The organism is Pseudomonas sp. N-137, assembly GCF_034555295.1.
In the GTDB taxonomy this organism is placed as follows: domain Bacteria; phylum Pseudomonadota; class Gammaproteobacteria; order Pseudomonadales; family Pseudomonadaceae; genus Aquipseudomonas; species Aquipseudomonas rhizophila.
On record NZ_JAXUDQ010000007.1, the window covers coordinates 352,909 to 363,983 of the forward strand.

Consider the following 11,075-nt stretch of genomic DNA (forward strand, 5'->3'; position numbering starts at 1 on the left):
AGATGGATGAACAGTTTTTCGTTGAAGCTATTCCCGGCACTGGCCCTCGCCGCCCTGCTGCCCTCCGGCGCCCAGGCGTCACAACCGGGCCAGGTCTTTCGCGACTGCAAGGACTGCCCGGAAATGGTCGTGCTGCCCACCGGCACCTTTCAGATGGGCACCCCGGAAGATGAAGTGGGCCGCGAGCCCGACGAAGGCCCGATGCACCCGGTGACCTTCGCCAAACCGCTGGCGATCAGCCGCTTCCAGGTCTTGAAGGGCGAATGGTTCGCCTACCTGCGCGACACCGGGTACTCGATGCCCGACGGCGATAAACGTCCCGGCCGCGCGTGCAAGGCCGGCATCCCGGACTATCAGGGCAGTGACCCGCGCAAGCAATACACTGACCGGCACCCGGCGGTGTGCATGAATTTCGAAGAGGCCAACGCTTACGTGGCCTGGCTGTCGAAAAAAACCGGCAAGCCATACCGCCTGGTCAGCGAGTCCCTGCGCGAGTACGCCGCACGCGGCGGCACCAGCGGGCCGTTCCCCTTCCCCTTCGACGAGGGCAAGGAATACAGCATCGCCCAACACGCCAACACCTATGGCGCGGCCGACGGCTACAACTTCACCGCCCCGGCCGGCAGCTTCGCGCCCAACGCCTTCGGCGTGTACGACATGCACGGCAACGTCTACGAGTGGACGGCCGATTGCTATAACGAAAACTACATCGGCGCCCCGAGCGATGGCAGCGCCTGGTTGACCGGCAAATGCGAGTTCAAGCGTATCCGCGGCAACGATTGGGGCGAGGCACCGGTGTTCTCCCGCTCCGGCAACCGCAACGCGCTGGTGCCGGGCAATCGGGGTGACTGGATTGGTTTTCGGGTGGCGCGGGATATGTAGGCCGAGCACAGCTCGGCCCCTGTGGGAGCAAAGCTTGCTCGCGATGCAGACACCTCGATTTCACAGAAAAGCGCGTCGCCTTCATCGCGGGCAAGCCTTGCTCCCACAGGATAAATTCCCCTGCCCTCCAATCGTTCTAAAGATGGGCACAACCCAATCCAGCGTGCCTGCGTCCTAAAGCCCTCCCGGCGACCACCCGCGATGGCCTTCGCCCTTTTCATCAAGCAGGGAAACCTCCATGAGCCAACCAAAACGCGGGGTGATCAATGAACTGTTCATCCTGCTCAAACCTTTCCGGCTGATTGTCGTAGGCTCCATCCTCTTGGGCATGCTTGGCGGCCTGAGCATCACCGCCCTGCTGGCGACCATCAACGACGCCCTGAACGCCGCGGCCAAACCCACAGCCCAGACGCTGGTAACGTTCGTGGTGCTCTGCGCGGTGGCGCTGCTGACCTCGATTCTTTCGGACATCGGTAGCAACCACGTCGGTCAGAACATCATCGCCGGGTTGCGTAAGTCCCTGGGCAAGAAGGTGCTGCTGGCGCCCATCGAACAGATCGAACGTTATCGCAGCCACCGGCTCATCCCGGTACTGACCCACGACGTCAACACCGTCAGTAATTTCGCGTTTTCGTTCGCACCGCTGGCCATCGCCTTCACCGTGACCCTCGGTTGCCTGGGTTATCTGGCCTACCTGTCACTGCCGATGTTCTTGCTGCTGCTGGTGGCGCTGGTGATCGGCACGGTCGTGCAATACCTGGCCCGAGCCCGTGGCATCAGGGGGTTCGAAGCCGCCCGCGAGGCCGAAGACGCGCTGCAAAAACACTACAGCGCGATCGCCGCTGGCGCCAAGGAACTGCGCATTCATCGCCCACGCCGCCAGCGCATGTTCAGCCAGCGCATCGAAGCCACCGCCGATAATATTTGCGACACCAATATTCGCGCGGTCAACACCTTCGTGGTGGCCAAGACCTTCGGCTCGATGCTGTTTTTTGTGGTCATTGGCCTGGTGCTGGCCCTGCAATCGCTGTGGCTGGGCACCGACAAGGCCGTGCTTAGCGGCTTCGTGCTGGTGCTGCTGTACATGAAGGGCCCGCTGGAATACCTGGTGATGACCTTGCCGGTCATCAGCCGGGCAAACATTGCCTTCAAGCGCATCGCCGAGCTGGACGAGCAGTTTTCCTCACCGGAGCCGCACCTGCTGCTGGACGACAAGAGCGTTTCCAGACCAGCGCTCCAGCAGCTTGAACTGCGTGATGTGCACTACGCCTTCCCGGCGGTTGAAGGCAGCCAACCCTTCGCCCTGGGACCGGTCAACCTCTCCATCGCCCAGGGCGACATTGTGTTCATCGTCGGTGAAAACGGTGGCGGCAAGACCACGCTGATCAAACTGCTGCTGGGCCTCTATTTCCCCCAGGGCGGCGAAATCCTCCTCGACGGCGCGCCGGTAGGGGCCGCGCAACGGGACGATTATCGCCAGTTGTTTACTACGATTTTTGCCGACTATTACCTGTTCGATGACCTGGTTCAGGGTGACCAGCAGGTACCTGACGACGCCAATCGCTACCTGGAGCGCCTGGAAATCGCTCATAAGGTTCGCATTCAGGACGGCGCCTTCAGCACTACCGATCTTTCCACCGGCCAGCGCAAACGCCTGGCGTTGCTCAACGCCTGGCTTGAGGAGCGCCCAGTGCTGGTGTTCGACGAATGGGCCGCCGACCAGGACCCGGTGTTCCGACGGGTTTTCTATACCGAACTGCTGCCGGAGCTGAAGGCGTTGGGCAAAACCATCATCGTCATTTCCCACGACGACCGCTATTTCGACATCGCCGATCAACTGGTCCGGATGCAGGCCGGTCAGGTCATCAGTGAAAAAGCCCCCGCCGCCTTTGCCTGAACCGCGAGAACACCATGAACCCAATGCTAGATGATGACCTGCTGACCCTGCTGCTGGAGGAGGACGCTGACGCCATGCAAGCCCGCTCCAGCCGCAGCCGGCCGGACCGCGCGCCCTTGTCCTTCGCCCAGCAGCGCTTGTGGCTGGAGCAACAGCGCGACCCGAGCCGATCAGCCTACAACCTGCCGCGCGCCCTGCGCCTGACCGGCAAACTGAATGCCGACGCCCTGGAACAGGCACTCAATCGCGTCATCGACCGGCACGACATCCTGCGCACCGCCTTCACTGAAATCGACGGCGCCGCCACCCAGGTGATCGAGCGTAACGCCAGCCTGATCGTGCACCGGGAGAACCTCGCCGCGCTCGATCAGCCAACACGGGAGCTGGCGCTTTCACAGCGCATCGAACAGCACGCCCGACAACCGTTCGATCTGACCCAGGCGCCGCTGATGCGGGCAACGTTGCTCAGACTGGGCAGTGACGAGCATGTGTTGTTGCTCAACATGCATCACATCGTTTCCGATGCCTGGTCCAACACGATCCTCATGCAAGACATGGCCATGGCCTATGCCCGAGCCTTGCTCGGCGATCCGTCAACGCTGCCGCCGTTGCCCCTGCAATACGCCGACTACGCGAGCTGGCAACGCGGCGACTATGTGCAGAGCCCGGCCTGCCACCGCAGTGGCGCCTATTGGAGCGACTACCTGGGCCATGAGCTGCCGGCGCTGGAACTGCCTCAGGAGTTTGCGCGCACCGCCAATCAGCAACACATGGCCGGACGCGTGCAGGTGTCACTTGACCCGGCAATGGTCCAGGCCTTGGATACGTTCTGTCAGCGGGAGGGGCTTACGCCTTTTGTCGTGGCGCTGGCGGCCTGGCAATTGTTATTGGCTCGGTACAGCAACCAGAACGACTTCACCGTCGGCGTCCCGAACGCCAACCGCAACAGCCACGAGAGCCAGGAGCTGGTGGGATTTTTCGTCAGCAGCCAGGTGTATCGGGCGCGGATCGACTCGACCCGCAGCGCGCTGGATTTCCTCCGGGACCTGCGCGCGCAGTCGCTCGCCGCGCTGGAACATGCCGACTACCCGCTGGAACTGATCCTGGATCAGTTGCAACGTCCCGGCGCACAGGGCGCCAGTGCGCTGTTCCAGGTCTTGTTCAACTGGCGCACCGGGTCGTCCTCACCGTCGGCGCCAAACCTGGGTCAACTGACGCTGGAGTTTCTCAGTACCGGTGACAACCAGGCCAAGTTCGACCTGTCGCTGGATGTCGATTATTCGCAGCAACAGCTGCTGGCAACGTTCGAATACAGCCGTGATCTGTACCGCGCAGAGACCATCGAGCGCATGGCCGGCCACTGGCAGAACCTGTTGCGGGGCCTGGTCGAGACGCCTGGATGCGCGCTTGGCGAACTGCAACTGTTGAGCGCCGATGAACACCGAAAAACCTTGGGCGACTGGAACCGTCAGCCGACCCAACTGCGCAGCGAACAGTGTCTGCACCGGTTGATCGAAACCCACGCCGCCAGCACAGGTGAGGCCATCGCCCTGACCTTTGAAGGGCAGCACATGAGCTATGCCGAACTCAACCGACAGGCCAACCAACTGGCCCATCGGCTGATCGAGCAAGGTGTCGGTCCCGATGTGCTGGTCGGCATTGCCGTCGAGCGTACGCCACAGATGATCATCGGCCTGCTGGCGATCCTCAAGGCCGGGGGCGCCTACGTGCCGCTGGACCCGGCCTACCCGGCCGACCGCCTGGCTTACATGATCGCGGACAGCGGCGTCACGCAGATCCTGACCCAGGCTCATCTGCGGGAATCGCTGGCGCTGCCCGCTGACATCAACTGTCTGTTGCTGGATTCGGTCGATGCCAATAGCCCCTATCCCGAGCACAATCCGAATGTGCCGATGGACCCGGATAACCTGGCCTACGTGATTTACACCTCAGGCTCGACCGGCCAACCCAAAGGCGCACTGCTGGCGCACCACAACGTCAGCCGATTGTTCCAGGCCACGGACCACTGGTTCAGCTTCGATCATCAGGATGTCTGGTGCCTGTTCCATTCCTATGCCTTCGACTTTTCCGTGTGGGAGATCTTCGGCGCCCTGCTGCACGGCGGCCGATTGGTCATCGTGCCCCACGCCGTGAGCCGTTCGCCGGAGGATTTCCATGCCTTGCTTTGCCAGGAAAACGTCACGGTGCTCAACCAGACGCCTTCGGCGTTCAAGGCGTTGCTGCAGGTCGCCTGCGAGCCTGGGCAACCTCTTGCCCACCGGTTACGACAGGTGATTTTTGGCGGCGAAGCGATCGATGTACAGAGTCTTCGCCCCTGGTTCGAACGTTTCGGCGACCAGACGCCGCAACTGATCAATATGTATGGCATCACGGAAACGACCGTGCATGTCACCTGGCGGCCGTTGTCGATGATTGACTTGCACAGCGAGGCCGCAAGCCCCATCGGCGAACCCATCGTCGACCTGTCCTGGTATCTGCTCGACGCTCATCTTAACCCGGTGCCCAAGGGTTGCATCGGTGAGCTATACGTTGGCCGGGCCGGCCTGGCCCGCGGATATCACCGACGCACCGACCTGACCGCTACCCGCTTCATCCCCGACCCGTTCGACCCGCTGCCGGGTGGCCGTCTGTATCGCACCGGGGATCTGGCCCGCTACCGCACCGACGGCAGCATCGAGTACATCGGACGCCTGGATCATCAGGTCAAGATTCGCGGGTTCCGCATCGAGCTGGGGGAAATCCAGGCGCGCCTGCAAACGCTGCCGGCGGTGCAAGACGGTGTCGTGTTGACCCATGAAGGCCCGGGCGGCCTGCAACTGGTCGCCTACGTGATTGCCGCACAACCGGCCACGGCCGAGTTACGCGAAGGCTTGTTGAGCGCACTCAAAGCGCAGTTGCCGGACTACATGGTGCCCAGCCACCTGCTGTTCATCGATCATTTCCCGCTCAATGCCAATGGCAAGCTCGACCGCAAGGCCTTGCCGGAACCCGACGCCGGTCTTTGGCATTCCCTTTACCTGGCGCCTCGCACTCAGTTGGAAGAAGCCCTGGCACAGCTCTGGCAACAGTCCCTCAAGGTTGCGCGCGTCGGTGTCAACGACAGCTTCTTTGAACTGGGCGGGCATTCGATCCTGGCGATCGAACTGATTGCCAACCTCAAGGCACGCCTGAATATCAGCGTGCGGCTGCAAGAGTTGCTGGCGAACCCGAGCGTCGCCGAGCTGGCCTTGTTCATCTCGCAAAAACATCGGGAACAGACCCAATGCCTGGTCGAACTGAACAACGCACCGGCCAGCGCACCGCAGCTATTTTGCCTGCACCCCAGCGGCGGCATCGTGTTCTGTTACCAGCCACTGGCGCGCAAACTCCAACAGCGAGCGCGCACCTTTGGCGTCATGCATCGCGGCTTCAGTGAACCGCATGCCGGGCCTGAAGCCTGGGGCGAGATGATCGCCGATTACAGCCAGGAAATCGTCAAGGCCCAGCCGCAAGGTCCCTATTACCTGATGGGCTGGTCGTTGGGCGGCGCCATTGCGCTGGACATCGCCGCGACGCTGGAAAGCCTGGGCCACACCGTGAGTTTTCTCGGTTTGGTGGATAGCACGATCCCGGAGCATCTATATCCGACAACGTTGTCGCGTCATCGGCATTTACCAGGCGCTGAACAAGCCGACCCGGCCTCTCAGGATCTGCTGGAGGCCATCGAATACTTCGACCTGCTGTTTCCGACCCTCACGGAACGCACGGCGACTTATCGGCGTGAGCAACCCGAAAGCACGGTCAAGGCCTTCCATGAGTGGGCCGCCAGCCAGATCGAGCCGGGACGAGGCGACTTGCTGGCGATCGTGCAGAGCGTCAAGGATGAAGTCATGAACGCCCAGGCGTTCTCGGTGCATGATCGTTTGCTGGAAGCCTTCGACGGGTTCACCTTCAAACCGGTACGGGTTCGGCCTAGCTGCTGGTGGACACAGGTAGAAAAAACCCCGGAAGAATTGGCATTCTGCGAAGCCTTGATCAAGAGCTGCAGCCTGACCGGGGAGCTGCAATGCTCGATGCATTCGCCGTTGCGTCACCGCAGTATGATTTTTGATGATGGGTTGCTTGATTCGTTGGTCGAGGCTTTTTGGGCCAGTACGATAGAAGGGGAATAGCGCTTGGGGTCGGTGTATATCCGTTGCTGAGGTAACCGCCACTTAGGGTTCCGCCGTTACGGCGGGTCACTTTCGAAAATCCGCAAGCCGGCCCAGGCGAAAGTAGCCAAAGCGCTTCTGCCCACCACTCGGCACCTCACTTAGGCTCGGTGTGCCGGAACCACCGCTATCGCGAGCAGGCTCGCTCCCACAGTTTTTTGTGTCGTTTGCAGATGCTGAGGACACCAGCAAACTCATGTGGGAGCGAGCCTGCTCGCGATGACGCAGGCACATCCAACATCCTAGCAAGCTGACCCGCCGCTTTCGCGAGCAAGCTCGCTCCCACAGATTTTTGTGTCGTTTGCAGATGCTGAGAACACCAGCAAACTCATGTGGGAGCGAGCTTGCTCGCGATGACGTCGGCACATCCAACATCAACGCAAACTGACCCGCCGCTTTCGCGAGCAGGCTCGCTCCCACAGGTTTTTGTGTCGTTTGCAGATGCTGAGGACACCAGCAAACTCATGTGGGAGCGAGCCTGCTCGCGATGACGTCGGCACATCCAACATCAACGCAAACTGACCCGCCGCTTTCGCGAGCAAGCCCGCTCCCACAGATTTTTGTGTCGTTTGCAGATGCTGAGAGCACCAGCAAACTCATGTGGGAGCGAGCTTGCTCGCGATGACGTCGGCACATCCAACATCAACGCAAACTGACCCGCCGCTTTCGCGAGCAAGCTCGCTCCCACAGGTTTTTGTGTCGTTTGCAGATGCTGAGGACACCAGCAAACTCATGTGGGAGCGAGCCTGCTCGCGATGACGTCGGCACATCCAACATCCNNNNGTGTCGTTTGCAGATGCTGAGGACACCAGCAAACTCATGTGGGAGCGAGCCTGCTCGCGATGACGTCGGCACATCCAACATCCTCGCAAGCTGACCCGCCGCTTTCGCGAGCAAGCTCGCTCCCACAATTGGATTGAGTTCCCCCGTAAGAACAGGTCGGCTATAAGGCCGCCTCGCGTCGGACGTTGATCTCGGCGCCCCGTTAACCACGCTGGCCGAACGCAGGCATTGCGCAGTGGGCACCTTGGCAAAAAAAACGGCGCTTTCCCGTCTCGAAAAGCGCCGTTTCCTTAAGTGAACAGCACCACCCACAAGGCAGGTCTATTCATTCCCGCGAGGATCAGAACTGCGGTTTGTACGTCACGCTGAACATCAGGTTGCGTGGATCACCGAAGTTGTTGTTGCCATTGAGCTGGTTGTAGGCGGACGTAATGTACGTCTTGTCGAACAGGTTGTTGGCGTTGACCGCCAAGGCGATTTCCGGCGTCAGTTGGTAGCCGACGCGGGCGTTCCATACGGTGTAACCCGGGACTTCACGATCGTAGTCGTAAACCATCGTGTGGCTTTGGCTGGTGAAGCCCAAGCCGGTGCTGACACGGCTCCAGTCGCCGGTGAACTGGTAGTTGCCCCACACGCGCAGCATGTGTTTCGGCGTCCAGGTGCTGAAAATACTCCCTTCATTGTCCGGGTCCTCCAGGTACTTGGTGGTGTTGTAGGTGTAACCCGCGAACAGCTGCAGGTTGTCTATCACTTCACCACTGATTTCGGCGTCGATACCCTGGCTGCGCACTTTGCCCGAGGCTACCGAGCAACCCGAGCCGCCACACCCCGAACCACCGTCGTTGATGGCACGGTTCTCATGGTCGTAGCGGAAGATCGCCAGGGAGGTATTGACCCGACCGTCCATCAACTCGCCCTTGAGGCCGACTTCGTAGTTGGTGCCGACTATCGGCTTGAGCACCGAACCGTTGGCATCGCGATTGGTCTGCGGCTGGAACACGTCGGTATAACTGGCATACACGGCCCATTCACGGCTCAGGTCATAGATGATGCCCGCGTAGGGCGTGACCACTCCGGTTTCAGTTCCGGTGCTTGGCGCGTTGCCTGTGATACCGGCTGAGTTTTCGGTTTTCGACTTGTAGCTGTAGTCATACCAGCTGACCCGGGAACCCAGCACCAGCGTCAGATCGTCCACCGGCTTGACGCGCCAGGTGCCGTACACGCCCTTCTGGCGAATATCGTATTTGCTGAGGGTGCCCTGGCCACCCGCGGCGATCAAACTGTCGTAGCTGATGTCCGGACGGTCATTGTCGATGTCGAAGATGGAGTCGCTGGTGTTGTTGAATGTACGGGCGTAGCGGTCATCGGTTTCCAGCTGGGAGTAGTTGCCGCCCAGCATGACTTCCTGCTCCATCGACAAGGCTTCGAACTTGCCGGTCAGGTTCATGTCGAGACCGGCCTTCGTGGACTGGAAATCGGTCAGGAAGTCGGCATATTGCACGCCGCTGCCATCAGGCAGGAGACCACCTCCCCTTTGGACGCGCTGGTTTTTCGCCTGGTTGTCTTCGCTCATGTGCACCGCGCCGACCTTGAACGCCCAGTCCTCATTGAAGCGGTGCTCCAGATCGGCGTAGAGGGTGGTGACGTCGATTTCGGAGCGGTTCCAGCGCGCCCCCGTGTAGGTCGAGCGCGACACGTCCGGCATCCTGCCATCGGCGTAGCGTGGCAGGCCGCGGATGTTGCCCCGCGATTCGCCGTTGGATTGGCTGACCGCGAAACCCAGGGTGGTGTCTTCGCTCAGGTCGACGTCCAGCGCGCCGTACAGCGAGTGAGTCTTGCTCCACGCATGGTCGACGAATGAATTGCTCTGGTCTTCGTCGACGACGATGCGACCGCGGATGTTGCCGGCCTGGTTCAGCGGGCCGCCAGCGTCCAGTTGCAGACCGTAGTGATCCCAGGAGCCGGCCTTGCCGGTCAGGGTCACGGTCGGTGCGTTCTGGCCACGCTTGCGCACCAGATTGACGGCACCACCGGGGCTGCCGGTGCCTTGCAGCAGGCCGGAGGCGCCGCGCATGATTTCCAGGCGGTCGAAGAAGATCAGGTCCTGGGTCGCCCAGTTGCCCAGCGAATAATTGTTACGCAGGATCGGCACACCATCGTATTGCCAATCGTCGATCTGGAAGCCGCGTGACGACAGGATCATGCCTTGGCCAACGCCCTGCAGGCCGACGATGCCGGTGGTCTGGTTGACGGCGTCCTTGAGGTTGACCAGGTTCTGGTCATCCATCTGCTTACGCGTCATCACGGTGATCGACTGAGGAATTTCCTTGAGGGTATGGGTGCCCTTGCCGATGGTCACGGCGTTACTGGTGTATGACTTGCTGCCTTCGGTCGTCGCCACCAGCTCCTGTGCCTTGACGGTGGTCGCGCCCAGCTCAAGGGACCCAGTGGCAGAACCGCGCAGCAGCATCAGGGTATTGCCCTCAACGCTGTACCGCACCCCCGTGCCCTTGAGCAATTCGGTGAGGGCCGCCTGCGGGCTCATCTTGCCGCTGACGCGGTTGCTTTTCAGCCCGGCCATATCGCCGGCGTTGTAGATCACTTGCTGGTTGGTCTGCTGACCGAACGCTTGCAGTGCCTGGGGCAGCGATTGCGCAGGGATGTCGACGCTGACGTCTTCAGCCATCACCTGAGCGCTGAGTGGCAGCAGGCAGACCAGCCCCAGACCGGTCAACACCCGACGCGAACGCAGGCCGCGGGACATGACGAGTGCCTTGAACAGAGGTTTCAACTCATGAATGGATGACATCGTGCTCTCTATTATTGGTAGAAGTAAAAGTCCATGGGGCCGAAAGGCCCGCCGCTCGCCAGCACGAGAGAACCCGCACGGTCGATTGCCCCAAGGGCAATGTGTCAGTGCGGGGCCGACCGGCCCCTCCCCGGGCACGGTCATCCGGCTGGACGACGGCGAAATTTTTGCTGAACACATCCGGTGCCTGAGCGTCCTGCCCGACCCGATTTGTCCACATACCTAAGTAAGACGCAGCACCTGCCAAAAACCGGAATGAGTTTATTTATCATTCGCGAAAAAAGTTAAAAAAAAGCCGGCGCAGAGGGGCGCCGGCCTTTTGTTTCATGCGAGTGTCAGCTGCCTTTCGATCGTTCCCACGCTCCCGCGTGGGAATGCCGCCAGGGACGCTTCGCGTTCCGCCCCTGGAAGGTGACGCAGAGCGTCACGGAATGCATTCCCACGCAGAGCGGGGGAACGAGAACTTAAAAAAGGCCTTTTTGTTCATGCCATG

Annotated in this window: 4 protein-coding genes; 3 read left to right on the plus strand and 1 reads right to left on the minus strand. The window is 61.0% G+C overall.

The window, feature by feature from the left end:
* The first annotated feature begins 6 nt into the window (after positions 1–6).
* The 3 genes from T3A99_RS07755 to T3A99_RS07765 all read left to right on the plus strand — a co-directional run bounded on the left by T3A99_RS07755 (position 7) and on the right by T3A99_RS07765 (position 6,951).
* The gene (locus T3A99_RS07755) at positions 7–882 is read left to right on the plus strand and encodes a formylglycine-generating enzyme family protein (protein WP_047229293.1); all 876 of its coding nucleotides are present in this window, start codon (positions 7–9) and stop codon (positions 880–882) included.
* A 238-nt stretch (positions 883–1,120) separates the two neighbouring features.
* Positions 1,121–2,779, plus strand: a complete 1,659-nt coding sequence (locus T3A99_RS07760; protein WP_274090774.1) for a cyclic peptide export ABC transporter — start codon at positions 1,121–1,123, stop codon at positions 2,777–2,779.
* Positions 2,780–2,793: 14 nt separating this feature from the next.
* Positions 2,794–6,951 carry an amino acid adenylation domain-containing protein gene (locus T3A99_RS07765; RefSeq protein ID WP_322834183.1) on the plus strand — a complete coding sequence of 1,386 codons (4,158 nt, stop codon included), beginning with the start codon at positions 2,794–2,796 and terminating at the stop codon, positions 6,949–6,951.
* Between the two features lie 1,162 nt (positions 6,952–8,113).
* Here T3A99_RS07765 and T3A99_RS07770 read toward each other — a convergent pair.
* Positions 8,114–10,582, minus strand: coding sequence for a TonB-dependent siderophore receptor (locus T3A99_RS07770; protein WP_274091408.1), 2,469 nt, complete (start codon positions 10,580–10,582; stop codon positions 8,114–8,116).
* Positions 10,583–11,075: the final 493 nt, after the last annotated feature.

Excerpts from the sequence above, each read along its gene's own strand:
- T3A99_RS07755 (WP_047229293.1), top strand. The coding sequence starts at position 7 with ATGAACAGTTTTTCGTTGAAGCTATTCCCGGCACTGGCCCTCGCCGCC.
- T3A99_RS07760 (WP_274090774.1), top strand. The coding sequence starts at position 1,121 with ATGAGCCAACCAAAACGCGGGGTGATCAATGAACTGTTCATCCTGCTC.
- T3A99_RS07765 (WP_322834183.1), top strand. The coding sequence starts at position 2,794 with ATGAACCCAATGCTAGATGATGACCTGCTGACCCTGCTGCTGGAGGAG.
- T3A99_RS07770 (WP_274091408.1), bottom strand. The coding sequence starts at position 10,582 with ATGTCATCCATTCATGAGTTGAAACCTCTGTTCAAGGCACTCGTCATG.